We start from the raw sequence: 25,477 nt of genomic DNA, 5'->3' as shown, positions 1-25,477 counted from the left end.
GGCGGTGGAAGCGGTAGCGGAGGTAGCGGAGGCAGCGGGGGTAGCGGGGGTAGCGGGGGTAGCGGGGGTAGCGGGGGTAGCGGGGGCGGAGGAGGCTCGGGTGGATCGGGCGGTTCGGCCGGGTCGGGTTCCTCCGGTGGATCGGGTGGCTCTGCAGGCGGGAGCGCCTCGGGTGGTTCAGCCGGATCGGGCGGGTCGAGTGGATCGGGTAGTTCAAGTGGATCCGCGGGGGCTGGTGGATCCGGTGGCTCGGCAGGGTCGGGGGGCTCTGGGTCAGGGTCTGGGTCAGGGTCAGGGTCAGGGTCAGGCGGCTCCGGCTCCGGCTCCGGCTCCGGCTCCGGCTCCGGCTCCGGCTCCGGCTCCGGCTCCGGCGCTTCGGGCGCAGCCGCAAGCAGCAGCGCCAGCGCGAGCAATTCAGGAAGCGGTCACGGCGGCCACGGCGCAGCCCAAGGGGCCGGCCACGGCGTAGGCCATGCGCCAGACGACGCACCGGGCCATGACGCCAACGCCCCGGGACCTCATGGCGTGGGTCACGCCGCAGACGACGCGCCGGGTCACGACGCCGCCAACGCAGCGCCTCATGGTGTCGGCCATGCCGCGGACGACGCACCTGGCCACAACGCCAACGACGCTCCCGGGCACCTCTGATCCGGAATGGAGGCAGGCGCAAGGCGAAGCGCCCGGCGCAGCAAGAGACGGCGAGATAAGACGGCGGAGACGACGGTCTAAGACGCGTCAGGTGAAACCCGGATGCTCATCGGATGTTGTTGTGCTTCAATGTATTAAGACGATTTAATACAACTTACCAGTGTCCGCCGCCAACCTTCGCTCTTCCATGCCCGATACGCGGCCCCTCGAGGCGTCGAGCCACGAGCCGCTCTACGTGCAGTTGGCGAACCGCCTGGCCGACGAGATTTCGAGCGCGCGCCTTGCGCCCGGGCAGAAAGTGCCGACCGAGGCGGAACTGATGGCCACGTACGGCATCAGCCGCGTCACCGTGCGGCAGGCCATCCAGCTGCTCACCGGCAATGGCCAGCTGGTGTCCCATCGCGGCAAGGGCACCTTCGTGACGCGTGCCGCCATCCAGCAGGACCTCAGCACGCTGCAGGGCTTCCAGGATGCGCTGCGCAGCCAGGGCATCGAGCCGCAAACCGAATTGCTCGAGTTCTCCGCCTCCAGCGGGCGTGTCGACCGCGACCTGCCGCAAGGCCTCGATCTGCCGGTGCGCCTGCGCCGCCGCTACTGTGTCGACGGCGAGCCCTTCGCCGTCGTCGAAGCCTACCTGCCGGCCGAAGCGGCCCAGCTGGGTGAGGAGCGCGCGAAGCAACTGGCCGTCTACGAAATCCTGCAGCAGTTCCTGGGCGTGCGCATCGGCAGCGCGGATGTGTCGATCCAGTGCGCGCGGGCCAGCAACGGGGTGGCGGCCGAATTGGGGCTCGACGCCCGCAGCCACGTGATGCTGATGCAGAGGACGTCGTACTCGGTGACAGGCGCGGCGTGCGAACACATGCGCATCCACATCGTGCCGGAGCGCTACACCTTCAAGCTCAGTGTGCCGGGCCCGATGGAACTGACCAGCGCACTGCGTCCCACCGCGCCGGGCGCATCCGTCGCAGCTTCCCACCCCACGCGCGCACCGCGCACCGCCAGGAGATAAGCCCTTGCATGCACAAGTCCTACAGCGCGGCGTCGCGCCGCCCGATCAGCCACGCCGGGCCGTCCCGCCCGGTTCAGGCGCCATGACCCTGAACGACGAAGAGAAGGCCATGCTCGCCGGCGAGGCCGGCACCGTGGCCCGGACCGCCATCGAGCACCAGATCAAGGTCGGCAACTTCTTCGGCGCGCGCGACTTCGTGCCGGTGACGCAGGCGCACATCATGGCCGACACCGAAAGCCTGGGGCAGGCCGGCGTGGTCTGGCTCGAGAAGCTGGCCGACGCGCGAGAAGGCGGCGTGCGCATCCCGACGATCACCGATCCGCGCGGCACCGACTTCTCGAAGGCCTCGATGCTGGGCCAGGCCGACTGGATGCTCGAACTCGAACAGCGCGCGATCGGCGCATTCAAGCGCCTCGGCGTCAGCATGACGGACACCTGCATCAACTACCAGACCGTGCTGGCCGCGACGCGCGGAGAGCACGTGGCCTTCGGCGACACCGGCGTGGTCATCTATTCGAATTCCGTCGGTGGTGCGCGCTCCAACTTCGAAGGCGGTCCGTCGGCGCTGGCGGCCGGGCTCACCGGCCGCACGCCGCGCTACGGCTATCACCTGGACGCACAGCGGCAGGCCACGCTGCGCATACGGCTCGACTGGACGCCGCGCGAGCTGAACGACTGGGGCGCGCTCGGCGGCGTCATTGGCCGGTTGGCAGGCAACTACTGGGCCGTGCCGGTGGTCGAAGGACTGGATCGCGCGCCAACCTCCGACGAGCTGAAGCACTTCGGCGCGGCCATGGCGAGCTTCGGCTCGACCGCGCTGTTCCACTTGGTCGGCATCACGCCCGAGGCGCAGCGCCTGTCGGATGTCGGCGGCGACAAACTGCCCGTTGCGCATCGCATCGGTGAATCGGACATCGTTGCGTTGCGCCAGAGCTATGCAGTGGACGACGCCATCGACGTGGTCGTGTTCTCCGCGCCGCAGTTGAGCATCTACGAATTGCGCGAACTGGCCGCGATGTGCAAAGGCCGGCGCTTCAAGCGACCGCTGCTCGCCGTCACCAGCCCGCAGGTCAAGCCCGACTGCGACCGCTTCGGCTACACCGAGGCGATCGAGGACGCGGGTGGCAGCGTGCTGTCGGGCATGTGCTTCTATCAGTCGTATGCGCGCGAGATGAGCGAGGCCAAGGGATGGAAGCGGCTGGCCACCAACAGCGCGAAGCTGGTCAACATCCTCGGCGGCTATGGCTACGTGCCGATGCTCGCCTCCATGCGCAGCTGCGTCGAGGCTGCAGAAACAGGGGTCCTCCGATGAGCAGCAACACCGTGTTCAAGGCGCGCCATGCGATGGGGCGCCGCGTCGTCGGCCAGGCCCTGGTCGCGCATGACGGCTTTTCCGCGCGCTACGACCTCAACCGCCTGCAGGGCGTGTTCTCGCGGCCGGCGCACAAGCTGGTAGGGCAGTCCTATGTCAACCGCGTGCTGGTGCTCGACACCGCCAAGGGCGGCGTGGCCACCGCGTGGATGCTGCACGAGATGCGCTCGCGTCACATGGCGCCGGTGGCCATCGTCTTCAACACCGTCAACACCATCCTCGCGCAGGGTGCGGCCCTCGGCGACGTGACGATGCTGGCCGGCTTCGATGGCGACATCACCGCGCAGATCGCGCATGGCGCCATGGTCGAGATCGACCCCGAGGCCATGACCATCCGCCTGCTCGATGCCGACGAGATCGAAAGTACCGCCGAACTCGCGCCCGGCACGCAGCGCGTGCACGGCCCCGCCCGCAGCGCCTCCGCCTGACAGACAACGATTCGCAAGGACCCACGACATGATCCCCATCTACACCGCCATCGGCCTGCAGACGCGCACCTTCGACTGCATGTACTCGCTGAGCGACACGCCCAACTTCAAGCGCAATCTCGACCACATCTGCAACATGATCGACGTGGCGGTGCTGTCGTCGATCGAGAACCCGGTGAAGCTGCTGGCGCTGGCCGAAGGCGCGATCCAGGGCTTTCCGGACGAACTGCGCGACTGGGATTCCGCCGCCTATGCCGCACGCGGCGCCATCGACATTCCCGGCCCGGTGACCGACGTGCTGGCCGAGCGCGCGGTGAAGTGGGGCATCTACATCATTGCGCAGGCCAAGGCGCGCATGCCCGAGTTTCCGGACCGCTTCTTCAACACGATGTTCATCATCGACCCGGCCGGCAAGATCATTCACCAGCATCGCAAGAACATCATCTTCACCATCGAGCACAGCACCACGCCGCACGACGTGTACGACCAGTGGGTGGAGATGTTCGGCGACGACCTCGACGCCTTCTTCCCGGTGGCGCGTACGCCCATCGGCAACATCGGCGCCTGCATCTGCATGGAAGGCAACCTGCCCGAGACCGCGCGCGGCGTGGCCATGAACGGCGCCGAGATCATCTACCGCCCCAGCTCGATGGAGAACAAGACGACGCAGGGCGCCTGGGAGATCCAGAACCGCTCGCGCGCGCTCGACAACGCCTGCTACGTGCTCGCGCCCAACACCGGCCGCCACTTCATCGACGACAAGCAGAGCCAGGGCTTCTTCTGCGGCGGCAAGTCGATGATCGTCGACTACCGCGGCTCGCTGATGCACCTCAACGACTCGCATGACGACTGCTTCGTGTCGGCGCCGCTGAACATCGAGGCGCTGCGCTACCACCGCAGCAACGCGAAGAACTTCAACTGGATCCCGCACATCCGCTCGGAGCTGTTCCGCCTGATCTACGAGAAGAGCGTGTGGCCGGCCAACATGACGCTCAAGACCAAGCACATGCGGCGCGAAGCCGCCGAGGAAGTGATGACGCAGACCGTGCGCAAGCTGGAAGCGCGCGGCGTGTTCACGCGCTCGGCGCTGGAGCCACAAGAGCCGGCGCCGACACCTGCCGCGAAGCCATCGCCATCGTCGAAGGCGCCTTCAAAGGCGAAAGCTCACGCCAAGCGCTCGCCGAAGGCGCGCGCCAGCTGATTCGACGAAGCCCGCGCCCGAGGGCGATGGGCCACGCACAACTGAACCGAGGGACATGTCATGAAGAAATATTCGCGTTCGATCCTTGCCGGCTTCGGCCTGTTCGCAGCAGCGGCCACGTGCATGGCGCAAGCCAACCTGGGCGGCGGCGAAACGGTGCGCATCAACGACTACCCGGGCGTCGGCAATCCGCTGGCCCGCGTCGTGGTGGCCAAGCAGTTTTGCGAGAAGTACGGGCTCAAGTGCACGCTGCAAACCATCCCCGGTGCACCGCTGGTGCTGCAAGCGCTCATCGGCGGCAGCATCGACGTGGGTGGCGCGGCGGCCGAGGTCGGCATGCAGGCGGCGGCCAAGGGTGCTGACCTGAAGGTGCTCGGCAATGCCTTGCGCGACACCAACTTCTTCTTGGTCGCCAACAACACGGTGAACCTGCCGAACCTGGCCAAAGGCTACCCGGCCGTGATGGCCGACCTCAAGGGCAAGAAGATCGGCGTGACCGCGCGCGGCTCGGGCGCCGAACTTCAATTCGTCGAACTGCTGGCCGGCGCGGGCATGGCGAACACCGATGTCACCTTCGTCGCGGTCGGCGCGCCCGACACCGCCTACCCCGCGCTCACCAACAACCAGGTCGACGCGGTGCTGAGCTTCGAGCCGCTGGCCGCGTTCTGCGAAGTGCTCAAGACGTGCAGGATGGTGGTGGACATGCGGCGCGGCGAGGGCAGTGCCGAACTGCGCAAGCTCAACGGCGCCGCCGCGCCCCTGTGGATCCGCGCCCAGTACGCCAAGGAGAAACCGCAGGTGATCGAGGCGCTGCGCCGCGCCTTCACCGATGCCGAAACCTTCTACCAGGACCCGGCCAATTTCGACGAGGTGCTGAAGATCCACCAGCAGTATTTCAAGCTCAACCAGCCGCAGGGCGACAAGATCCTGGCCGCCGCGATCAAGGCGTCGGTGCCGGCGGCCGTGTTCAAGCTCGACAAGGTCGCGTTGCAGGCGAATGCCGATCACCTGCTGAACAAGAAGCAGTTGCCGCAGCGCTTCGACACCACCACCCTCCTGCTCGACCCGCGATGAACACGGCGGCCCTCAAGGTGGTACCCATCGATTCCGCTGCGCATGCCAGGCCGGGCCGCGCGCCGGCGACAGGCCCGCATGCCGTCGAGGTGGATCACGTCTCGCTCGATTTCGGCAACGGCGTGCAGGCGCTCGCCGATACCTCGTTGAACGTTGCCCAGCAGGAGTTCGTGTCGGTCATCGGGCCGAGCGGCTGCGGCAAGACCACGCTGCTCAACCTGCTCGCGGGGCTGGTCGACAAGCCCTACGAGGGCCGCATCAGCCTGTTCGGGCAGAAGCCGGCGCTGGGCAATCCAGCCGTGTCGTACATGCTGGCGCGCGACTGCCTGCTGCCCTGGCGCACGGCGCTCGACAACACCTGCTACGGCATGGAAATCCGCGGCGTGCCGCGCGCGCAGGCCGAGCAGAAGGCGAGGCACCTGCTCGCGCAGGTCGGCCTGGCCTCGTTCGAGAAGGCGCTGCCCAAGGCGCTGTCGCACGGCATGCGCCAACGCGTCGCGCTGGCCCGCACCTTCTGCCTCGATTCGCCGCTGCTGCTCATGGACGAGCCCTTCGGCGCGCTCGATGCGCAGACCAAGATCATGTTGCACGACACGCTGATGCGCCTGTACGACAGCGAGAAGCGCACGGTGGTCTTCATCACGCACGACCTGGCGGAAGCCATCACCCTGTCGGACCGCGTGATCGTCATGACGCCGCGCCCGGGGCGCATCGTGCGCGAAGTGGAGATCGACCTGCCGCGCCCGCGCTCCGTGCGCGAGCTGCAATCCAGCCCGCGCTTCCACGAACTCTATGCGGAACTGTGGAACACGCTCGACCAGGCCATGCATGGCGCCGAGCACTGAGGAGAAGCAGCACATGAACCGCTTTCGGATGCCCGCCGCGCACGCGGTGTTCCTCGCCGTGTTCCTTGGCGCGTGGGAATACGCGTCGCGGGCCGGATGGCTCGCGCCGACGTCGTTCGGCCGGCCGAGCGCGATCTTCCTGTTCCTGTGGGACGGCCTGTTCGTCTCCCGCAGCCTGCTGGTCGACCTGGGCTGGACGCTCGGCGCGACCTTCCTGGCCTTCATCGCGGGCAGCCTGCTGGCCGTGCTGGCCGGGCTGCTGTTCATCAACTTCCCGGCCATCGAGAAGTTCTGCGAGCCGTACCTCTCGGCCATCAACGCCATGCCCCGCATCGCGCTGGCGCCCTTGTTCATCCTGTGGTTCGGCCTGGGCATCGGCTCGAAGATCGCGGTGGGGGTGAGCCTCACCTTCTTCATCGTGCTGTCGAGCACCATCGCCGGCATGCGCGCCGTGAGCGCCGACTGGCTGACGCTGTCGCGCACGCTGGGCGCCAGGCCGGGGCAGTTGTTCTTCAAGGTGACGTTGCCCAGCGCCACGCCGGTCATGTTCTCCGGCCTGCGGCTGGGACTCGTGTACTCGCTGCTCGGCGTGGTCGGCGCCGAGATCCTCGCGTCGGAACACGGCCTCGGCCAGCAGGTGGCCTACCTCACCTCCACCTTCGACATGAGCGGCGTGATGGGGCTGCTGCTCCTGCTGGCGCTGGTCGGTTCGCTGGTGACGTGGAGCATGAACCGGCTCGAAGTCAGGCTGCTGGCATGGCAATGAAGCACGGCTTCAGCACATCGGAGATATGCAGATGAGCGAGAGTCTTCACGGCAAGGTGGCCTGGATCACCGGCGCCGCCACCGGCATCGGGTTCGCGACCGCGAAGGCGCTCGCCGATGGCGGTGCCAAGGTCGTCATCAGCGGCAACCAGGCCGACGCGCTCGAGGCCGCCGCCCGCGCGTTGCGCAACGACGGTGCGATGTGCGATTCGGTCCTGCTCGACGTGGCGGACGCCGCGGCGGTGGCAGCCGCGGGCAAGGCCATCCTCGGGCGGCACGGCGCGGTCGACATCCTGGTGAACTGTGCGGGGCTCAATGTGCCGCGCCGCTTTCTCCACGAACTCGATGTCGCGGACTGGCAAAGGATGCTCGACGTCAATCTGAGCGGCGCGCTGTACTGTGCGCAGGCCGTGCTGCCGGCCATGCGCCGGCAGCGCGACGGCCTGATCGTCAACATCGCCTCCTGGGGCGGCAAGCACGTGGTGCGTGCCGCGGGCGCCGCGTACACCGCGGCCAAGCATGCCGTCGTCGCGTTGACCGAGGCGATCAACGTCGAGGAGTGCGTCAACGGCATCCGTGCCTGCACGATCTGCCCGGCCGAAGTGTCCACGCCCTTCCTCGACCAGCGGCCCCGGCCGCCCACCGACGAGGAGCGCCAGTCCTTCCTGCTGCCCGAAGACCTCGGCCGCGTGATCCGCATGGTGGCGGAGTTGCCGGCGCGCGCCTGCGTCAACGAGATCGTCATCTCGCCGACGCGCAATCCGCTGTACCTGGCGCAACATCCGCAGCCCGTGCCCGCTGAGGCTCTGCGGCCATGACGCAGCCGAAGATCGCCCTGGTGACGGGCGGCGCCTCCGGCATCGGCGCAGCAGCGGTTCGGCGGCTGGCCGCGGCGGGCTATCGCGTGGCCATCAACTACGTGGGCGACGACGGTCCGGCCAGAGCACTGGCCGGGCAGATTCGCGACGAGGGCGGCGAATGCATCACGTTGGCAGGCGACGTCTCGGACCCCGCGCAGGTCGCGGCGTTGTTCGACACCACGATCGCGAAATTCGGCCGCGTCGATGCGCTCGTGCATTCCGCCGGCGTCGACACGGCGTGGCCGGTGCCCATCGCGAAGATTGAGGATGCCGATGTCGAGCGCATCGTCCGCGTGAACGTGCTCGGCACGATGTGGTGCTGCCGCGAAGCCGCGCGCCGCATGGGCACGAGCGGTGACGGCGCGGGCGGCTGCATCGTGCTGGTGTCGTCGATGGCGGCGACCATCGGCGGGCGGGTCGGCAAGACGGTGTACGGCGCGTCAAAGGGTGCGGTCGACGGCCTGGCCAAGGGCCTGGCGCGCGAACTGGCGCCGGAGAAGATCCGCATCAACGCCGTGCGGCCCGGCGCCACTGAAACGCCCATGCTCGGCGCCTTCGCGCACGACGAGGTCTATGCCCGGCGCATCGCCGGCTCGATCCCGATGGGCCGCGTCGCGCAGCCCGAGGAGGTGGCCGAGGCCATCTGTTGGCTCGCCTCGGATGCGGCGTCATTCGTGTCCGGCGCATTGCTCGATGTCTCCGGGGGCGGGTTTTCGATTGCGAGTTAGGCGCGGGATCGAACGTACAAATCAACACCACAGCAACAACAGCCAAAGAAGGAGATTCCCATGTTCAGCGGATTGACGGGCAAGAGTGTGATCGTGACGGGCGGCGCCACGCTGCTGGGCGCCGGCGTCGTGCGCGCGTTCCAGCAGGCCGGCGCGAAGGTCATGGTGGCCGACATCGACGCGGAAGGCGGCAAGGCCGTGGCGGCGAGCGTGCCGGGTGGCGTGGTGTTCCGCCACACGGACATCACGGACGACGCGCAGGTGCAGGCCTGCGTGGACGAAGCAGTGAAGCTGCATGGCGGCGTCGACATCCTGGTCAATCTGGCCTGCTCCTATGTCGACGACGGCATCAACGCCTCGCGCGCCGACTGGCAGACATCCTTCAACGTCAACGTGGCCAGCGCGGTGATGATGCTCAAGGCGGTGCGGCCGCACATGAACAAGGCGGGCAAGGGCGCGGTGGTCAACTTCACCAGCATCTCCTCCAAGTGCGCGCAGACCGGGCGCTGGCTCTATCCGGTGAGCAAGGCCGCGATGGTGCAGCTCACCCGCAACATGGCGATGGACATGGCCACCGAAGGCATCCGCGTGAACAGCGTGTCGCCCGGCTGGACCTGGTCGGCCATCATGAACCAGCTCACCAACGGCGACCGCGCCAAGACCGACCGCGTGGCCGCGCCCTTCCACATGCTGCGCCGCGTGGGCGACCCGCAGGAGGTGGCCAACGTGGTGCTGTTCCTCTGCTCGGACCTGGCCAGCTTCGTGACCGGCGCCGACTACGCGGTGGATGGCGGCTACTCGGCGATGGGGCCGGAGTCGTATGAGCCGGCGATCCCCAAGCTCATGTCCTGAATCCCAAGAACCCCCCGCTTCTCAATCCCTGCTGGAGAAATCGCATGCGCAAGATCATGATCGTCGGTGCCGGCCAGTCCGGACTTCAACTCGGGCTCGGCCTGCTGGCCGCGGGCTACGAGGTATCGCTCGTCACCAACCGCACGGGCGAGGACATCCGCACCGGCAAGGTGATGTCCAGCCAGTGCATGTTCCACACCTCGCTGCAGATCGAGCGGGACCTCGGCCTCAATCAGTGGGAGCGCGAATGCCCGACCGTCGACGGCATCTCGCTGGCAGTGCCCAACCCGGAGCAGAAGGGCGCCAAGCTCATCGACTGGGGCGCGCGCCTGCGCTCGCCCGCGCAGTCGGTGGACCAGCGCGTGAAGATCCCCGGCTGGATGGACGCCTTCAAGGAGGCCGGCGGCGAACTCATCGTCAAGGACGCGGGCGTCGATGACCTCGAGACCTATGCGAAGAGCCACGACCTCGTCATCGTCTCCAGCGGCAAGGGCGAGATCTCCAAACTGTTCGAGCGCGACGCGGCCAAGTCCACCTTCGACAAGCCGCAGCGTTCGCTGGCCCTTACCTACGTGACCGGCATGCGCCCACGCGAGCCCTTCTCCGCCGTGTGCTTCAACCTGATCCCGACGGTGGGCGAGTACTTCGTGTTCCCCGCGCTGACCACCACCGGCCCGTGCGAGATCATGGTGTTCGAAGGCATCCCCGGCGGCCCGATGGATTGCTGGGCCGACGTGAAGACGCCCGAGGAGCACCTGGCCAAGAGCAAGTGGATCCTCGACACCTTCCTGCCGTGGGAAGCCGAGCGCTGCAAGGACATCCAGCTCACCGACGACAACGGCATCCTGGCCGGCCGCTTTCCGCCGACGGTGCGCAAGCCCGTGGCCACGCTGCCTTCGGGCAGGAAGATCATGGGCATGGCCGACGTGGTGGTGCTGAACGACCCGATCACCGGCCAGGGGTCGAACAACGCGGCCAAGTGCGCCGACGTGTACCTGAAGAGCATCGTCGAGCATGGCGACAAGCCGGTGGACCACGTCTGGATGCAGCACACCTTCGACCGCTACTGGTACGGCTATTCGCAGTGGGTCACGCAGTGGACCAACATGCTGCTGCTGCCGCCACCGCCGCACGTGCTCAACCTGCTCGGGGCCGCCGGCGCCATTCCGCCGCTGGCCACCGCCATCGTCAACGGCTTCGACGACCCGCGCACCTTCTTCCCGTGGTTTGCCGACCCGGCCGAGTCGGAGCGCTTCATCGGCCAGTGGGCGGCTGCCGCGTAGAGGCCGGCGGCAGCAGCGGACATGAAGCGCATCGCCATCATCGGCGCCGGCCAGTCCGGCATGCAACTCGCGCTGGGCCTGCTCGGTGCGGGACATGAAGTCACGGTCGTCTCCAACCGCAGCGCGCAGGAGATTCGCCAAGGGCCGGTGATGTCGAGCCAGTGCATGTTCGAGACCGCGCTGCAGGCCGAGCGAGAACTCGGCCTCGACTGGTGGAACGACGACTGCCCGCCGGTCGAAGGCATCGGCCTCGCAGTGCCGGCGCCCGGCGGCGGCAAGGCCATCGACTGGACCGCGCCGCTCGACAGCCCCGCGAAGTCCGTCGACCAACGCCTCAAGGTCCCGGCATGGATGGCCGAGTTCGAGCAGCGCGGCGGTGAACTGATCATCCAGGAGGCCGGCATCGCCGACATCGAGGCCTACGGCCAGACGCACGACCTCGTCATCGTGGCCAGCGGCAAGGGCGAGATCAGCGGGCTGTTCGAACGCGATGCCGCGAAGTCGCCCTTCGATAAGCCGCAGCGTGCGCTCGCGCTCACCTACGTCAGAGGCATGAAGCCCGCGCAGCCGTACCCGCGCGTGTGCTTCAACCTGATTCCCGGCGTGGGCGAATACTTCGTCTTCCCGGCGCTGACCACCACCGGCCCCTGCGAGATCATGGTGTTCGAGGGCGTGCCCGGCGGCCCCATGGATTGCTGGGACGACGTCAGGACACCGCAAGAGCACCTCGCGAAGAGCAAGTGGATCCTCGACACCTTCCTGCCCTGGGAGGCCGAGCGCTGCAAGGACATCGCGCTGACCGACGACAACGGCATCCTCGCCGGCCGCTTCACGCCCACCGTGCGCAAGCCCGTCGCCAGGCTGCCCTCGGGGCGCTGCGTGCTCGGCATGGCCGACACGGTGGTGCTGAACGACCCGATCACCGGCCAGGGCTCCAACAATGCCGCCAAGTGCGCGGACATCTACCTCAAGAGCATCCTCGACCACGAAGGCGATTCCTTCAACACCGAGTGGATGCAGCAGACCTTCGACCGCTACTGGAAGGGCTATGCCGCGTGGGCGACGGAGTGGACCAACAGCCTGCTGGGCGCGCCGCCCCCGCACGTGCTCAAGCTGCTGCAAAGCGCCGCCAGCGCGCCCGCGGTGGCGAGCACCATCGTCAACGGCTTCGACGATCCGCGCATCTTCCATCCCTGGTGGTTCGACGCGCTGGAGGCGGACCGCTTCCTCGACACCAAGGCGAGGGAAGCGGCGGGCGACCGCTTCGACCGGCGCGACTTCCGCAGGGCGCTCGGCCAGTTCGCCACCGGCGTGACCGTCATCACGAGCCGTGCCATCGACGGCCGGCGCATCGGCATGACGGCCAATTCCTTCTCGTCTGTGTCGATGGACCCGCCGCTGGTGCTGTGGAGCCTGGCGAAGGAAGCGGCCAGCCTGCCCGACTTCACCGGCGGCAGCCACTTCGCGATCAACGTGCTGGCCGCGAACCAGCACCACCTGTCGCGCCAGTTCTCCACCGCGCTGCCCGACAGGTTCAGCGGCGTGGACTGCTGCGAAGGCATCGGCGGTGTGCCGCTGCTCAACGGCGCCATCGCCCGCTTCGTCTGCCGCAACGTCAAGCAGTACGAGGGCGGCGACCACCTGATCTTCATCGGCGAGGTCGAGCACTACGAGCGCTTCGACGGCGAGCCGCTGGTTTTTCACTCCGGGTTCTATCGGGTGGCCACGCGGCACCCGGAACTCCCACAATGAGCCCCTCTCGAGTCGATGTGGCTTTGCCATCTCGACTTGACCCCCTCGGGGGGGCGGGCTGGGCAAGGCCGGCCCCGGGGGGCTTTCAATCGACATCAACCTGGAAGGATTTCAGATGGCTGGACAGTGGATCAACGTTGACGCCGCGGACGGCAGCGGCAGCTTTCGTGCATACCTCGCCGTGCCCCCGGCCGGCAAGGGACCGGGCCTGGTGCTGGCGCAGGAAATCTTCGGCGTGAATTCGACGATGCAGGAAGCCGCCGATTCCTATGCCGCCGAGGGCTACACCGTGCTGGTGCCGGACCTGTTCTGGCGCCAGGAGCCGGGTGTGGAACTGGGCTACACCGAGGCCGACTGGCAACGCGCCTTCGGCTACTACAAGGGCTTCGACGAAGCCAAGGGCGTGGAAGACATCCAGGCGGCGCTGGATGCCTTGCGCAAGCGGCCGGAAACGCTGCCCGGCAAGACCGGCGCTCTCGGCTACTGCCTCGGCGGCAAGCTGGCCTACCTGGCTGGCTGCCGCACCGATGTCGACCTGGCCGTGGGCTACTACGGCGTCGGCATCGAGAGCGCGCTCGGCGAGGCCGAAAAGATCCGCGGCAAGCTGGTGCTGCACATCGCCGAAAAAGACCAGTTCTGCCCGCCCGAATCGCAGGCGGCGATCAAGAAGGCGCTGGCCGGGCGCGAGCGGATCGACGTCTTCTCGTACCCCGGCGTCGACCATGCGTTCGCGCGTGTGGGCGGCGACCACTTCGACGAGGCTGCCGCGACGCTGGCGAACCAGCGCACCCGTGATGCGTTGCGGGCGGCGATAGGGCCGCAATAGCGCCGGCCTCCATGGACCTGAAGCAGCTTCAGCTCCTGGTGGACCTGGTCGAAGCGGGCAGCCTGAGCAAGGTCTGCGCCGCGCGGGGCATCGCCCAGTCGGCGTTGAGCAAGCAGATCGCGGCGCTGGAGCGCGACTTCGACGCCAAGCTCTTCCATCGCACGGGCCGCGGTCTGGTGTTGACGGAATTCGGGCAGGCGATCATGCCGCGCGTCGGCAGCATCCTGTCCGAGGCGGATGCGCTCAGGGACGAGATCCGCGCGCATGCCGGGGTGCCCAGCGGCCCCGTTCGCCTGGCCATGCAGACGTCGATCACGCAGTTCGTCGTCGGTGCGCTGTTCCAGCGGGTGCTCAGGGACTATCCGCAAGTCGAGCTGAGGCTCATGGAAGGCTTTTCAGGAAGCATCGAGGAATGGCTGGCCAATGGGCGCGCGGATGTCGGCGTGCTCGCCCGCTACGAGGGAGTCCATGCCGCCAGGACCGACGAAGCGCTGAACACCGCCGGTCTCTACCTGGTTGCACCGGCGGGCGACCTGCTCACCGCACAACCGCAGATGAAGTTCGCCGACCTGGCAAACCTGCCCTTGGTGCTGCCCGGCATCCCCGACGGGCTGCGCCTGATGCTGGCCGAGACGGCCAGGAAATTCGAGGTTCCGATCCACGTGGCCGTGGAAGTCGACTCCCTCACGGCCATGAAGGAGATCGTGGCCGGCGGCTCCGGCTACACGATCCTGACCCGGCAAGCCGTGCATTTCGAGCTGGCGCAGAAGCGCCTGCAGGTGTCCCAGATCGTGGAGCCCGCCCTCACGCGCACGCTGGTGCTTTCCACCAGCGTGCACCGGCCGATGACGCTGGCCAGCAGGGCCGTGGCTTCGCTCATTCGCGAAATCGGCCGCGAGCTGCAACAGGACTGATGCCGGCGCAGCGCCCGCGATGCATCAACCAACGCGAGCGCAGCGAAGCATGTTCGTGAGCACCCGCGGAACCGGCTTTGCCGGGCCGCTGGGTGCGCCCCTTGAGGGGGAAGCGCCGCAGGCGCATTCGGGGGTGGGTTCATCTATCCTGCTTCGCTCATCTCCGGCTGCGCATGGTCGTGCGCATGTGCCGAGCGCTTGAGCAGGTCGAGCGCGACGTCCACGATCATGTCTTCCTGCCCGCCCACCATCTTGCGTGCGCCCAACTCAACCAGGATGTCCACCGTCTTCAGCCGGTACTTCTTCGCGGCCGCCTCCGCGTGGCGCAGGAAGCTGGAGTACACGCCCGCATAGCCGAGGGCCAGCGTCTCGCGGTCGACCCGCACCGGGCGATCCTGCAGCGGTCGCACCAGGTCGTCCGCCGCGTCCATCAGCCGGTAGAGGTCCGTTCCGTGATGCCAGCCCTGGCGCTCGGCCGCGGCGATGAACACTTCCAGCGGCGCGTTGCCGGCACCCGCGCCCATGCCGGCCAGGCTTGCATCGATGCGGTCGCAGCCTTCCTCGACCGCCACGATGGAGTTCGCCACGCCGAGGCTCAGGTTGTGATGGGCATGGATGCCGGTCTGCGTCGAGGGCTTGAGTACTTCCTTGAAGGCGCGGAAGCGGTCCCGCACGTCGCCCATGCCCAGCGCGCCGCCGGAATCGACCACGTACACGCAGGTCGCCCCGTAGCTTTCCATCAGCAGCGCCTGCTCGGCCAGCTTCTTCGGCGTGGTCATGTGGCTCATCATCAGGAAGCCCACCGGGTCCATGCCGAGTTCGCGTGCGTACTCCAGGTGCTGGCGCGAGACGTCCGCCTCGGTGCAATGCGTGGCCACGCGCACGATGCGCGCGCCGGCGTCGTAGGCATTGCGCAGGTCGTGCGTGGTGCCGATGCCCGGCAGCAGCAGCGTCGCCACCTTCGCCGTCTTGACCGTCTCGGCCACCGCCGCGATCCATTCCACATCCGTGTGGGCACCGAAGCCGTAGTTGAAGCTGGAGCCTTCGAGCCCGTCGCCATGCGCGACCTCGATGCTGTCGACGCCGGCGGCATCGAGCGCCGCCGAGATCGCCTTGACGTGCGCGATGCTGTACTGGTGGCGGATCGCGTGGCTGCCGTCGCGCAGCGTCACGTCGCTGATGTAGAGCTTCTTGCCGGGATTCATGTCGTCTCCTTCAGGCCGCGGGCGATGCCGCGGGCGATGCGTCGTTGGGCCATCATGTCGCCGCAGGCGAGCGCGGCCGAGGTCATGATGTCGAGGTTGCCGGCATAGGACGGCAGGTAGTGCGCGGCGCCTTCGACCTCCAGGTAGACCGAGGTCTTGAGGCCGTGGCGCGGCCCGAGCCTGGGCACGTTCAGCGGATGCTCGGGCGCGATGACGTCGAACTGCACGCGCTGCTTCAGCCGGTATCCCGGCACGTACGCCTTCACGCTGGCCACCATCTGCTCGATGCTGGCTTCGACCAGCGCCTGGTCGGCCAGTTCGGACAGCACGAACACCGAGTCGCGCATGATCAGCGGCGGCTCCGCCGGGTTCAGCACGATGATCGCCTTGCCGCGCTCGGCGCCGCCGAGCTTCTCGATGGCCGCCTTCGTCGTCTCGGTGAACTCGTCGATGTTGGCCCGCGTGCCCGGCCCCGCGCTCTTGCTGGAGATCGATGCCACGATCTCCGCGTAGTGCACCTTCGCCACGCGCGAGACGGCCGCCACCATCGGGATGGTCGCCTGGCCACCGCAGGTGACCATGTTCATGTTGCTCGCGTTCTCGGCTTCGAGGTTGATGGCCGGGATCACATAGGGGCCGATGGCCGCCGGCGTGAGGTCGATCACCTGGACGCCGTGCGCCTGCAGCACGGCGTTGTGGTGCTTGTGAGCGCCTGCGGAGGTGGCGTCGAACACGATGTCGATGTCCTCGAAGACATCGAGGCGCAGCAGGCCCTCGATGCCCTCGGCTGTCGTGGCGATGCCGAGGCGCTCGGCACGCGCGAGCCCGTCGGACTTCGGATCGACGCCGACCATCGCACCCATCTCGAGGTGCTGGCTGTTGCGCATGACCTTGATCATCAGGTCGGTGCCGATGTTGCCCGGGCCGATGATCGCGACCTTGAGCTTGTGTGGAGGCATGGTTGGTTCCTAACAAATGAATGATTGGGGCGTGAAGCTGGCGTGGCTTCAGGCGGCGAATGCAGGCAGCGAATTCAGTGGCGAGTTCAAGCCACGCGTTCAGGCGGCGAACTGGGTGGTGACGCTGCCAAGACCACCGATGGTGGTGACCACCGAGTCGCCCGGCGCCACCGCGACCATCGGCCCCAGCGCCCCGCTCATGATCACGTCGCCTTCCTTGAGCGGCCTTCCGACTTCGACCATCTTCCTGGCGAGCCACAGCGCGGCGTTCAGCGGATGGCCCAGGCACGCGGCGCCGGCGCCGACCGAGACCACATCGCCGCGCCGCTCCATGACCATGCCGCACAGCCGCAGGTCGACCTGGTCGAGCTTGCGCGGCTCGGTTCCGAGCGCATAGAGGCCGGATGACGCGTTGTCCGCGATCGTGTCGAGCAGGCGGATGTCCCAGTTCTGGATGCGGCTGCCGACGATCTCGACGGCAGGCAGCACGTAGGCCACGGCGGACATCAGCCGGGACAGCGTCAGCCCTTCGTCCGAGAGGTCGCGCTTCAGGACGATGGCCACCTCGGCTTCCACCTTCGGCTGCATCACGCGGCCGAGGGCCACTTCCTCGCCGGCATCCAGTTCCATGTCCGCGAACAGCATGCCGAAGTCGGGCGCGTCGACGCCCAACTGCAACTGCACGGACTTGGACGTGAGTCCGATCTTGCGTCCGACCAGGCGCCGGCCTTCGGCCAGGTGGAACAGGGTGTTGGCTTCCTGGATCCGGTAGGCCGCATCGGCGCCACCGTCTTTCAGTTCATCGCGGATGGGCGGTATGGCAATGCCGGTCTGGGCCGCGACCCGGAGGCGGGTGGCGATGTCGGCGATCGATGGAGGCATGGTGGTCATGTTTGTCGCTTTCTTTTTCAGGAGGAGGCCAGCGCTGCCGAGGCGAGCGCTGGCTGCAAGGCAGAGGGGTTGCAGAACACGGCGGTCCAGGGCTTGACCAGCACCTGCGCGAACACGCCGCCGGTGAAGAAGGGGTCCTGGCCGATCAGGTGCATGGCGGCGGCTTCGTCCGCTGCCTCGTAGACGAACAGGGCACCGCTGCCGTCGGCGAATGGGCCGGCCAGCACGAGCTCACCCTGGGCCAGCAGGCTGGCGAGATAGGCGCGGTGTCGGGGCCGCAGTTCGGCCACCGTTGCCGCATCCGGGGCGTAGGTGATCCAGCAGGAAAACTTCATGGGAGTCCTTTGAAATGGAGAAGAGCGATCAGCCGAGGAAGCCGATGGAGAACCACGGGAAGACGGCGATCAGGATGGTTCCGGCGAGCAGCGCGAGCATGTAGCCGGCGATCGGCTTGATGCCTTCGCTGGGGCTCACGCGGCTGATGGCGCAAGCGGCGTAGTAGCCCACGCCGAAGGGCGGTGCAAAGAGACCGATGCCCATCGACAGCACCACCACCATCGCGTACTGCACCTCGTGGATGCCCAACTGCTTGGCGATCGGGAACAGCAGCGGCCCGAACAGCACGATCGCCGGAATCCCTTCGAGCACGCTGCCGAGCACGATGAACGCGACGATCGAGACCGCGAGGAAGCCCGCGGCGCCGCCCGGCAGGTGCGTCATGACTTCCGCCAGTTGCCGCGAGAACCCGGACTGCGTCAGCGCCCAGGCCATGCCGGTCGCCGCGCCGATGATGAGCAGGATGGCACCCGACAGCGAAGCCGTTTCCACCAGTGCCGGACCGACCCGGCGCCAGTCGAACTTGCGATAGACGAGCAGGCCCACGCACACCGAGTAGACGATGCCGATGGTCGACACCTCTGTCGCCGTTGCCACGCCCTCGATGACCGCGGCCCGGATCACGAAAGGCAAGGCAAGCGCCGGGGCGGCGATGACCAGTGTCTTGCCGATGACACGCCATGCCGCCTTGCGGTCGACCGCATGCGAGCCCGACCGGTAGCGCCACCACACCACGGCGCTGAGCATGATCGCGAGCACCACGCCGGGCACCAGGCCGCCGGTGAACAGGTCCGCGATCGAGATGCCGGTGACCGAGCCGATGGTGATCAGCACCAGGCTGGGCGGAATGGTCTCGGTCTGCGCGCCGGAGGCGGACAGCAGGGCCACCATGTCGCCCTCCTTGGCGCCCCTGCGCTTCATCTCCGGGAACAGCACCGGCGCGACGGCGGCCATGTCGGCGGCCTTCGATCCCGAGATGCCCGACACCAGATACATCGCGGCGATCAGCACGTACGACAGGCCGCCCTTGATGTGCCCCAGCAGGCTGGCCAGGAAGTCGACCATCGCCTTGGCCATGGCGGTCATCTCGATCAGCAGGCCCAGGAACACGAACATCGGCACCGACAGCAGGATCAGGTGGGACATGCCCTCGTCCATGCGCCCGATCACCACGCCGACCGGCGTCGAGGTCGTCAGGCCGATGTAGCCCAGCGTCGCCAGCCCGAATGCGAAGGCGATCGGCACGCCGGAGAACACCAGCAAGCCGACGACACCCACGAAGAAGATCAGCAGGTTCAGGTTGCCCAGGCCCGCCAGCACCGGCTGCAGCGCCAGCATCGCGCCGACCAGCAAGGCGACCGCCAGGACCACCAGCGCCGCCTGCTTGCGGTTGGCAAAGCTGGCCAGCCGCAGCAAGGCCATCGCCGTGATCAGCACGACACCGACCGGGATGGCCGCCGCACGCCAGACGTTCGAGATGTCCATGGCCGGCAGGGTCACCATCATTTCGTCCACCGCGAACTCGTAGGCCGGATGCGCGATCAGCACCAGATAGGCCAGCGCCGCCACCACCGCGAACAGGTCCAGGCGGGACCGGGTGCCCGGCGAGGCCTTGTCCACGAAGGCCGTCATCCGCATGTGGCTGCCGCGCCGGAACGCGACCGCGGCGCCGAACATGGCCAGCCACAGGAACAGCAGGGAGGCCAGTTCGTCGGCCCAGATGATGGGCGTGTGGAACAGGTAGCGGCTGGTGACACCGGCGAACAGCACGCAGATCTCCGCCAGCACGAGCAGCGCCGCCGGGATCTCGGTGAGATGGCCGAGGAACTTCTCGCACCGGGCGAGCCACGCCGGGATCGACGTGGTTGCAGCGTCCTGGCCCGGCAACTCCGGGATGGGCGCAACGATGGCCTGCGGTTGGCTGTGCATGGAGCCTCCTGGATGTGTCGTGGACCGGACGATGGCCGCGGTGTTCATTGGTGTCCCGGCAGGCCGAGAACGTTCGCGCCGATGGCGGGGTCGACGAAGCGCTCGTACTTCTCCGGGTGCAGCAGCACGGTGATCTCCGAGGAGCCGGTGCCGACCGTCAGGCCGAGCAGATGTCCGCCGCTGGCCATGAAGCTGCCGTCGGTGACCAGGCCGTGCGCGTGGATGGAAGGCTTGCCCTCCTTCCACGCGATGGTCCCGGTGAGGTTGGCAACCTCCACGTTGTTGAAGGTCTTGGGGTCGAAGGCCTTGCGACTGAAGTCGTAGAAGCCGAACGTCGCTTCGCGCATGAAGCCGATGCCGACGAAGCTGGCGCTCGGTATCTGCTCCACCACGGCCAGCCGCTCCAGGTTCGCGATGACGTCGTCGCCGTTGCGCAGGACCATCAGGTAGCCCGTCGGCGTCCTGACGTACTTGCCCTTGAGGTCCTGGGCCTGGGCTTCGCGTGCAGGGAGGGCGGTGGCCACGAGCGCAGCCAGGGCTGCGGCGAGGCCGAGGAGTCGGATCGGTTTCATGTGCATGTCTCGTTTCTGTTGGGATGGCGCAGGCACCCGCCGACGCGGTGCCGCAAGCACCACGTCAACGAACGAATGGGCGAAGTTGGATCAGGACAGGTTGCCCGCGTACTTCTCGAGCGTGGCCCAGGCTTCGGGGCCGAACTTCTTCTTCCAGTCGGCATAGAAGCCCGACTTCTTGAGTTCCTCGCGGAAGGGCGCGAGGTCCGGCGTGTTGAAGGTCATGCCCTTGCTCTTCAGCTCATCGCCCAGCCGCACGTTGAGCGCCCGGATCGCCTGGCGCTGGCGCAGGGCCTGCGCGTCGAAGGTGGTGGACGCCAGCTGGCGCAGGTCTTCCGGCAGCGCGTTCCACTTGCGCAGGTTGGCGACCAGCCAGAAGCCATCCCACACATGCGAGGTCAGCGAGCAGAACTTCTGCACCTCGTACAGCTTGGCCGTGTCGACGATGGTCAGCGGGTTCTCCTGGCCGTCGACGATCTTGGTCTGCAGCGCGGTGTAGACCTCCGCCATGTTGATGCCCGCGGGGGCGGCGCCGAACGCCTTGAACAGGGACGTGAGCGCCGGGCTGAGGGGCACGCGCAGCTTGAACCCGGCGAGGTCCTGCGGCGTCTTGATCTGCCGGCCGCTGCTGGTCACCTGGCGGAAGCCGTGGTCCCAGATCTTCGCCTGGGGCAGCAAGCCGGCCTTGGCGAAGCCCGAGCGGATCTGAGCGCCGAGGTCGCCGTCCATGGCCTTGAAGACGGTGTCGTAGTCGGGAAAGGCAAAGCCCACGCCACTGATCGATGCGCCGGGGATTAGCGTGCCCCAGATCAGACCGGCCGTGCTCACGAAATCGATCGCGCCCGAGCGAACCTGGGAAATCATGTCGGTGTCGCTGCCCAACTGGCTGTTCGGGAACACCTCGATCGAGAGCCGCCCCTTGGACTCGCGCAGGATCGTGGCGCAGGCCTCCTGCAAGCCGGCTGTCGTCGGGTGCGACGGGGCCAGGGCGATGCCGAGCTTGTACGAGAACTCCGCGCCTGCGGCGTTGGCCGTGGACGGTTTCAGCAGCAGCGAGGGCGCGAGCGCCGCGGCGCCGAGCGCGGCGAACTGCCGGAACGACTGGCGCCTCGCATGAGAGGTCGGGCCTCCGTGTGCCACCGTGTCCGAGGCAGGTGCGGTGAAGGGCGCTGGGTTTGTGTTTGTCTGGGTCACGGTGTTGTCTCTGTCGGGTTGTTGTCAGGGTCGTCGGCTGCGCGTCGGCAAGGACCGGCAGACGGTCTACTTGCGGGCCAGGTGCGCCGCGAAGGAGCGGGCGCCGGCCCAGTTCTGCACCAGCGTCAGCTTGCGGCGCAGGAAGAGGCCTTCCGCCACGCGCTCCGCGAACGCTTCATAGGTCTTCGTCGGGTCATCGATCTCGAAGACGAAATAGACCTTGGCCTCTTCGTTGGAAAGCCAGGGGCCTGCGAGGAGCTTGAGGTCCTCCGGCAGGTTGTGCGGCTTGACGCCTTCACGCAGCTTGCCGAGGAAATCGGTCACACCCTTCATGACCGGCGGACTCATGTCCTTCAGCCACACTTCATTGAAAAAAACCGGCATTGAATTTCTCCTTGGAATTCGGCAAACAACTAGATCGCGTTGACGCGGTCGGAATAGGCTTTCATGCCTTCCCAACTGGAAAGCAGCGTGAGCTTGCGATGCGAAAAAAGACCGCTGACGACCCGCTCCGCATAGGCGTCGAACATGTCCGACGGGTCGTTGATCTCGAAGACGAACATCACCTTGGTCTCCTCAGCCGAGAGCCACGGGCCCGCCACCATCCGCAGATCGTTGGGCAGGTTGTCGGGCTTGGAGCCGACGCTCAGGTTGCCGAAAAACTCCACGGCTTCCGCCATGACCGAGGGCGTCATGTCGCCCAACCAGACTTCATTCAGAAACAACGGCATTGGATGTCCTCATTCATGTTGATGGCGGCTGGCGAATCGGCCTTGCCGCTGCAACTTCGACCTATTCGAAATTGACGGGCCAAGCTTAAAAACTGTGCGCCACGCGAGGAAGCGTCAAACGGAGATATCAGCCATTCCGCGAGTGCCAAGGGATGGTGGGAAAACACCAATGGACTTGGGTGGGTGCTCGACAGGGCCGTCGGCTCCCCGCTGTTGCGTGATAGCGGCCACATCTGCCCTTGCGCACGGCAGGGCAGGGGACCGTGGCTTCGGGTCAATGCGCGTTTTGAAATACGCATTATTTGAGAAAAAGTAATGCGGATACTAAAATCCACCAAATGACAGACGCAGACCAGATTCTTGAGCTTGCCAAGCGTCGGCGCATGCTGCGCGCCGCCGACGTTCGGGAGCACGGTTGGTCACCCCAGCAGTTGATCAGCCTGCATCAGGCCGGCAAATTGCAACGCGTTGCCCGCGGCGTCTACAGCCTGCTGGATGTCGAAATCACCGAGCACCAGACGCTCATGGAAGTTTGTGCGCGCGTGCCGAAAGCCGTGGTTTGCCTGCTGTCCGCACTGCAGTTTCACGAGATCGGCACGCAGGCGCCTCATCAGGTCTGGATCGCGCTGCCCGAAGGGACGCAAGCACCGGCGCTGGGCTATCCGTCACTGCGCATCGCGCGCCTGCGAGGGGACGCCTACACGGAGGGCGTCCTGACCGTGTTGGAGCATGGCGCGCCGATTCGCGTCTACAGCGCCGCCAAGACGGTGACGGACTGCTTCAAGTTTCGCAACAAGATCGGGCTCGACGTGGCAATGGAAGCACTGAAGGACGCATGGCGTGAACGCAAGGTCGACATGACCGGGATTGCGCACTTCGCCAAGATCAATCGGGTCGAAAGAGTCATGCAGCCTTACCTCGAGGCCATCGTCGCATGAGCAAAGGCCTGCCTGTGTCCATCCTGGCGCGCCTGCTGACGCTGGCGAAGGAGCGGGGGGACGACTACAACCTGCTGTTGAACCGGTTCGCGCTGGAACGCCTGTTGTTCCGCATCAGCACCTCCGCGCATGCGAATCGGTTCCTTCTCAAGGGAGCGCTGCTGTTTGCGCTCTGGTACGACGAACCGCATCGCCCGACCCGCGATGCGGACCTGCTTGGCTTTGGTCCCGCCGACGCCGAGAGCCTCACCGCCGTCTTCCGCGATCTCGCGGCGATGGTCGAGGATGAAGGAATCGTTTTCGATCCCCGTTCGGTGCGCGCCCAGGTCATTCGCGAAGACAACGCCTACGGCGGCATGCGCATCACCTTGCAGGCGAGGCTTGGTTCGGCGCGCTGTGGATTGCAAATCGACGTAGGCTTCGGCGACGCCGTGACGCCTGCGGCGCAAGCGGTTGCGTTCCCGACATTGCTGGACGGTTTCGACGCGCCAGTGCTCCGCGCCTATCCGGTCTACACCGTCATTGCCGAGAAGTACCAGGCCATGGTGATGCTGGGGCAGGCCAACACGCGCCTGAAGGACTTCTACGATCTGGCGGTGATCGCCCGGCGCACGGAATTGGACCTCGCCACGTTGAGTGACGCCATCGCGGCAACCTTTGCGCGGCGCTCGACGGCATTGCCGACAACGAAGCCGCTTGCGCTGACAACGGTGTTCAGTGATGACCCCGTCAAACAGCGCCAATGGCTGGCCTTCCTGACCAAGAACCGCTTGACCTCGGGTTCGCTGGGCGACGTAGTCAATCTGCTCGGCCGATTGCTCTGGCTCCCAACAGAGGCGGCCGCCAAGAAGGCGGACAAGGGCGCCCAGGAATGGATTCCATTGCTCGCGACCTGGACGGACTGAGCAGCGCAAGCTTGCGTGCCCAGGCCACGCGCCCCGTCAACCGCGCCCCGTCAACCCCGCACTGCCGCCGCTTCCGCCTCGATCCACGCGGCCACCCGCTGCACCTGTTCGCGCGGCTGCGCTTCGGCGCGGATCAGCCAATAGGCAATCGGCGTCTCCGCCTTGTCGGGCGGCGCGGCCACGGCGACGAGTTGGCCGTTGTCGATCAATGGCCGCACCAGCTCGAACCTGGCCAGCGCAATCCCCTGGCCGGCGAGCGCCGCGTGAATGACCTGGTCGTACTGGTTGAAGCGGAGCACGCCGCGCGGCCTGGCCTGTTGCCATCCCCGCTCGCGCAGCCAGGGCCGCCATTGCAGCCATGGCCGCGAGTCGTCGAACTCGAGCAAGTGCACCTGGCGCAGCGCATCCGGCCCTTGCAACGCCCGGATGCCCAGCGACGGGTGCGCCACCGGCACCACCCGCTCGCCGAACAGCCAGACGGCCCCCGCCGGCGCCACGCTGCGCGGGCAGTAGCGCAGCGCGAGGTCGACCTGGCCGACCGTCATGTCGACCACGTCGTTGGTCGCGGACAGGCGCACCTCGATGCCGGGATGCGCCTGCTGCAACCGGCCCAGCCGCGGCAACAGCCAGAGGCCCGAGATGCCGATGCTGGCCGAGATGGTCACGGCCTGCTGCTGCGCGCTGTCGCGCCGGATCTCGCCGAGCACGTCCTGCAACTGCTGCACCGCGCCATCGGCGCTGCGAAACAGCCGCTCGCCGGCCGGCGTGAACTGCACGCCGCGGCTCTTGCGCTCCAGCAGCGTGACGCCGAGTTGCTCTTCGAGCGCGCGCACCTGCCGGCTCACCGCCGATTGCGTCAGGCACAGGTCGTCCGCCGCCTGCGTGATGCTCATGCGACGCCCGACGGCGACAAAGCCCCGGATCAGGTCGAGCGAGGAAAGCCGGACGAGCGGAACGGACATGCGTGGCAGTCTAGCCAGCGATAGCCAGCCCCGCACGCCTCATTGCATGCGGCCTCCCGCATCGATCACCACGCGGCACTCCGGCATGCCGGCCAGCAGCGCCTTCTGGCCGGGCTGCACGCAATGGAAGTCGCCAGCGACCAGGATCACGTCATCGCGTTGCCCCTCGATCGTGATCCATGCCGTGCCCGACTGGCAGATCACGCACACGGTTTCGCGCAGCGGTTCGATCCTGCGCGGTTGCCGGTAGACGACGGTGAGAACGTCGTGCGGAAGGTCGTTCGGTTTCATGGTGCGT

At 67.1% G+C, this 25,477-nt stretch carries 27 protein-coding genes and 2 pseudogenes; 17 read left to right on the top strand and 12 right to left on the bottom strand.

What is annotated here, in order from left to right:
- Nucleotides 1–414: 414 nt before the first annotated feature.
- Nucleotides 415–582: a hypothetical protein gene (locus tag HCU76_RS15225; protein WP_218509846.1), complete on the bottom strand. Its 168-nt coding sequence runs from the start codon at nucleotides 580–582 to the stop codon at nucleotides 415–417.
- A 253-nt stretch (nucleotides 583–835) separates the two neighbouring features.
- Here HCU76_RS15225 and HCU76_RS15220 point away from each other — a divergent pair, with 253 nt between their 5' ends.
- The 15 genes and pseudogenes from HCU76_RS15220 to HCU76_RS15155 all read left to right on the top strand — a co-directional run bounded on the left by HCU76_RS15220 (nucleotide 836) and on the right by HCU76_RS15155 (nucleotide 14,557).
- Nucleotides 836–1,657, top strand: coding sequence for a GntR family transcriptional regulator (locus HCU76_RS15220; RefSeq protein ID WP_218509845.1), 822 nt, complete (start codon nucleotides 836–838; stop codon nucleotides 1,655–1,657).
- 82 nt (nucleotides 1,658–1,739) lie between these two features.
- Complete coding sequence (locus HCU76_RS15215) at nucleotides 1,740–2,969, top strand: aconitase X catalytic domain-containing protein (protein ID WP_213954393.1); 1,230 nt, start codon at nucleotides 1,740–1,742, stop codon at nucleotides 2,967–2,969.
- A complete protein-coding gene (locus HCU76_RS15210) occupies nucleotides 2,966–3,457 on the top strand; it encodes an aconitase X swivel domain-containing protein (RefSeq protein WP_213954392.1) in 492 nt (163 codons plus the stop codon). Before HCU76_RS15215 ends, HCU76_RS15210 begins: the two co-directional genes overlap by 4 nt.
- 28 nt (nucleotides 3,458–3,485) lie before the next feature.
- The gene (locus HCU76_RS15205) at nucleotides 3,486–4,658 is read left to right on the top strand and encodes a nitrilase-related carbon-nitrogen hydrolase (protein WP_218509844.1); all 1,173 of its coding nucleotides are present in this window, start codon (nucleotides 3,486–3,488) and stop codon (nucleotides 4,656–4,658) included.
- 60 nt (nucleotides 4,659–4,718) lie between these two features.
- Complete coding sequence (locus HCU76_RS15200; protein WP_218509843.1) at nucleotides 4,719–5,732, top strand: ABC transporter substrate-binding protein; 1,014 nt, start codon at nucleotides 4,719–4,721, stop codon at nucleotides 5,730–5,732.
- A complete protein-coding gene (locus tag HCU76_RS15195; protein ID WP_218509842.1) occupies nucleotides 5,729–6,577 on the top strand; it encodes an ABC transporter ATP-binding protein in 849 nt (282 codons plus the stop codon). The genes HCU76_RS15200 and HCU76_RS15195 overlap by 4 nt, the downstream gene beginning before the upstream one ends.
- Before the next feature lie 13 nt (nucleotides 6,578–6,590).
- The gene (locus tag HCU76_RS15190; protein WP_218509841.1) at nucleotides 6,591–7,343 is read left to right on the top strand and encodes an ABC transporter permease; all 753 of its coding nucleotides are present in this window, start codon (nucleotides 6,591–6,593) and stop codon (nucleotides 7,341–7,343) included.
- Nucleotides 7,344–7,374: 31 nt separating this feature from the next.
- Nucleotides 7,375–8,160 carry an SDR family oxidoreductase gene (locus HCU76_RS15185; RefSeq protein ID WP_213954387.1) on the top strand — a complete coding sequence of 262 codons (786 nt, stop codon included), beginning with the start codon at nucleotides 7,375–7,377 and terminating at the stop codon, nucleotides 8,158–8,160.
- On the top strand, nucleotides 8,157–8,930 hold the full coding sequence (locus tag HCU76_RS15180; RefSeq protein ID WP_218509840.1) for an SDR family NAD(P)-dependent oxidoreductase: 774 nt from the start codon (nucleotides 8,157–8,159) through the stop codon (nucleotides 8,928–8,930). Before HCU76_RS15185 ends, HCU76_RS15180 begins: the two co-directional genes overlap by 4 nt.
- Before the next feature lie 60 nt (nucleotides 8,931–8,990).
- Nucleotides 8,991–9,782 carry an SDR family oxidoreductase gene (locus tag HCU76_RS15175; RefSeq protein ID WP_218509839.1) on the top strand — a complete coding sequence of 264 codons (792 nt, stop codon included), beginning with the start codon at nucleotides 8,991–8,993 and terminating at the stop codon, nucleotides 9,780–9,782.
- 44 nt (nucleotides 9,783–9,826) lie between these two features.
- Complete coding sequence (locus HCU76_RS15170; protein ID WP_218509838.1) at nucleotides 9,827–11,065, top strand: styrene monooxygenase/indole monooxygenase family protein; 1,239 nt, start codon at nucleotides 9,827–9,829, stop codon at nucleotides 11,063–11,065.
- 21 nt (nucleotides 11,066–11,086) lie between these two features.
- Nucleotides 11,087–11,833 (top strand): annotated as a pseudogene (locus tag HCU76_RS36640) (styrene monooxygenase/indole monooxygenase family protein); the annotation flags it as partial.
- Nucleotides 11,834–12,274: 441 nt separating this feature from the next.
- Nucleotides 12,275–12,817: a flavin reductase family protein gene (locus tag HCU76_RS36635; RefSeq protein WP_256354214.1), complete on the top strand. Its 543-nt coding sequence runs from the start codon at nucleotides 12,275–12,277 to the stop codon at nucleotides 12,815–12,817.
- Between the two features lie 115 nt (nucleotides 12,818–12,932).
- Nucleotides 12,933–13,637: pseudogene (locus HCU76_RS15160) on the top strand (dienelactone hydrolase family protein); the annotation flags it as partial.
- Nucleotides 13,638–13,654: 17 nt separating this feature from the next.
- Complete coding sequence (locus HCU76_RS15155; protein WP_218509835.1) at nucleotides 13,655–14,557, top strand: LysR family transcriptional regulator; 903 nt, start codon at nucleotides 13,655–13,657, stop codon at nucleotides 14,555–14,557.
- Between the two features lie 143 nt (nucleotides 14,558–14,700).
- Here HCU76_RS15155 and dmpG read toward each other — a convergent pair whose 3' ends face one another.
- The 9 genes from dmpG to HCU76_RS15110 all read right to left on the bottom strand — a co-directional run bounded on the left by dmpG (nucleotide 14,701) and on the right by HCU76_RS15110 (nucleotide 22,374).
- The gene (dmpG, locus tag HCU76_RS15150) at nucleotides 14,701–15,762 is read right to left on the bottom strand and encodes a 4-hydroxy-2-oxovalerate aldolase (RefSeq protein WP_218509834.1); all 1,062 of its coding nucleotides are present in this window, start codon (nucleotides 15,760–15,762) and stop codon (nucleotides 14,701–14,703) included.
- Complete coding sequence (locus tag HCU76_RS15145; RefSeq protein ID WP_218509833.1) at nucleotides 15,759–16,721, bottom strand: acetaldehyde dehydrogenase (acetylating); 963 nt, start codon at nucleotides 16,719–16,721, stop codon at nucleotides 15,759–15,761. Before HCU76_RS15145 ends, dmpG begins: the two co-directional genes overlap by 4 nt.
- Nucleotides 16,722–16,820: 99 nt before the next feature.
- Nucleotides 16,821–17,612, bottom strand: coding sequence for a fumarylacetoacetate hydrolase family protein (locus HCU76_RS15140; protein ID WP_218509832.1), 792 nt, complete (start codon nucleotides 17,610–17,612; stop codon nucleotides 16,821–16,823).
- Between the two features lie 17 nt (nucleotides 17,613–17,629).
- Nucleotides 17,630–17,947 (bottom strand): YciI family protein, encoded by a 318-nt coding sequence (locus HCU76_RS15135; protein WP_213954377.1) that lies wholly within the window; start codon nucleotides 17,945–17,947, stop codon nucleotides 17,630–17,632.
- Between the two features lie 28 nt (nucleotides 17,948–17,975).
- Nucleotides 17,976–19,877 (bottom strand): TRAP transporter large permease subunit, encoded by a 1,902-nt coding sequence (locus HCU76_RS15130; RefSeq protein WP_218509831.1) that lies wholly within the window; start codon nucleotides 19,875–19,877, stop codon nucleotides 17,976–17,978.
- A gap of 44 nt (nucleotides 19,878–19,921) precedes the next feature.
- Nucleotides 19,922–20,449, bottom strand: coding sequence for a PPC domain-containing DNA-binding protein (locus HCU76_RS15125; RefSeq protein WP_218509830.1), 528 nt, complete (start codon nucleotides 20,447–20,449; stop codon nucleotides 19,922–19,924).
- A gap of 90 nt (nucleotides 20,450–20,539) precedes the next feature.
- Entirely contained in the window at nucleotides 20,540–21,502 is a 963-nt protein-coding gene (locus tag HCU76_RS15120) for a TRAP transporter substrate-binding protein (protein ID WP_256354213.1), read from the bottom strand.
- Between the two features lie 207 nt (nucleotides 21,503–21,709).
- Complete coding sequence (locus HCU76_RS15115; RefSeq protein ID WP_213954374.1) at nucleotides 21,710–22,027, bottom strand: hypothetical protein; 318 nt, start codon at nucleotides 22,025–22,027, stop codon at nucleotides 21,710–21,712.
- A gap of 29 nt (nucleotides 22,028–22,056) precedes the next feature.
- Entirely contained in the window at nucleotides 22,057–22,374 is a 318-nt protein-coding gene (locus HCU76_RS15110; RefSeq protein ID WP_213954373.1) for a hypothetical protein, read from the bottom strand.
- A gap of 338 nt (nucleotides 22,375–22,712) precedes the next feature.
- Here HCU76_RS15110 and HCU76_RS15105 point away from each other — a divergent pair, with 338 nt between their 5' ends.
- Together HCU76_RS15105 and HCU76_RS15100 are read left to right on the top strand one after the other, a co-directional pair.
- Nucleotides 22,713–23,312 carry a type IV toxin-antitoxin system AbiEi family antitoxin domain-containing protein gene (locus tag HCU76_RS15105; RefSeq protein ID WP_213954372.1) on the top strand — a complete coding sequence of 200 codons (600 nt, stop codon included), beginning with the start codon at nucleotides 22,713–22,715 and terminating at the stop codon, nucleotides 23,310–23,312.
- Nucleotides 23,309–24,217: a nucleotidyl transferase AbiEii/AbiGii toxin family protein gene (locus HCU76_RS15100; protein WP_218509829.1), complete on the top strand. Its 909-nt coding sequence runs from the start codon at nucleotides 23,309–23,311 to the stop codon at nucleotides 24,215–24,217. Before HCU76_RS15105 ends, HCU76_RS15100 begins: the two co-directional genes overlap by 4 nt.
- 50 nt (nucleotides 24,218–24,267) lie before the next feature.
- Here HCU76_RS15100 and HCU76_RS15095 read toward each other — a convergent pair whose 3' ends face one another.
- Both HCU76_RS15095 and HCU76_RS15090 read right to left on the bottom strand, forming a co-directional pair.
- Nucleotides 24,268–25,179, bottom strand: a complete 912-nt coding sequence (locus HCU76_RS15095) for a LysR substrate-binding domain-containing protein (protein ID WP_218509828.1) — start codon at nucleotides 25,177–25,179, stop codon at nucleotides 24,268–24,270.
- A gap of 39 nt (nucleotides 25,180–25,218) precedes the next feature.
- Nucleotides 25,219–25,470 carry a DUF2917 domain-containing protein gene (locus tag HCU76_RS15090; protein ID WP_213954369.1) on the bottom strand — a complete coding sequence of 84 codons (252 nt, stop codon included), beginning with the start codon at nucleotides 25,468–25,470 and terminating at the stop codon, nucleotides 25,219–25,221.
- Nucleotides 25,471–25,477 lie beyond the last annotated feature (7 nt).

The organism is Variovorax sp. dw_308, from assembly GCF_019207085.1.
GTDB lineage: Bacteria > Pseudomonadota > Gammaproteobacteria > Burkholderiales > Burkholderiaceae_C > Variovorax.
This window is presented reverse-complemented; position numbering and strand designations above follow the sequence as displayed.